A 703-nucleotide genomic window follows, 5' to 3' on the forward strand; every position below is an offset into this window, starting at 1 on the left:
GCATATAGGCGATCAGAACCGAACTGCGCACTGCAATGCCCGCGACATGAGCCGCGACCGGATTCGCGCCGATGGCTGTCAGGCGGCGACCGTAGGATGTTCGACCCTGCAGCACTGAGCCGAGGATGGCGAAAACCAGGATGAATAGGAGGATGACCGGGATGCCGATCCAACTCGCTTTCATCAGAGCGGTCAGGATTGGGGGAGCCGCGCCGCGCGGTGTGCCGCTCGTAAGCCCAAGTGCTGCGGAAGCGGTGATGATCCCCGTCGCCATGGTCATGATGAAGGGCGGGATACGCAGCAAGGTCACCCCAAGGCCGCTGATCCCGCCAATGCACGCGCAGATCAGCAAGATCGCCGGTATCAGCGGCAAGCTCATGCCGCTGGAGGCATCGATCCAACTGGTCGTCAGCACGCCGCCAAGCGTTATGAGCGCCGGGACTGAAAGGTCGAGACCTCCGATCATGATGACGATCCCCTGGCCGAAGGCCACGACGATCAGGAACGACGCCAGAAGGATTATGGTGTTGACGTGATCCCATGAACCGAGTGCCGGGCTGACGAAGCGTGAACCCAGCACCAGCAGGATACTGATACCGAACACGCAGACCGCCGTGATTGTCTCTGGCCGCAAGCGTGCGGTACGCCTATTGTCGGCGACACGTTCCGTGTGCCGTTGGGCCCGCGGGGCAGGGGCTACAGC

The 703-nt window shown here is 62.3% G+C and carries 1 pseudogene; it reads right to left on the reverse strand.

From position 1 onward, the window contains the following. A pseudogene (locus tag EOA22_RS36060) lies at positions 1-604 on the reverse strand (hypothetical protein); the annotation flags it as partial. Positions 605-703: the final 99 nt, after the last annotated feature.

It is taken from the genome of Mesorhizobium sp. M7A.F.Ca.US.014.04.1.1 (assembly GCF_003998745.1).
GTDB lineage: Bacteria > Pseudomonadota > Alphaproteobacteria > Rhizobiales > Rhizobiaceae > Mesorhizobium > Mesorhizobium ciceri.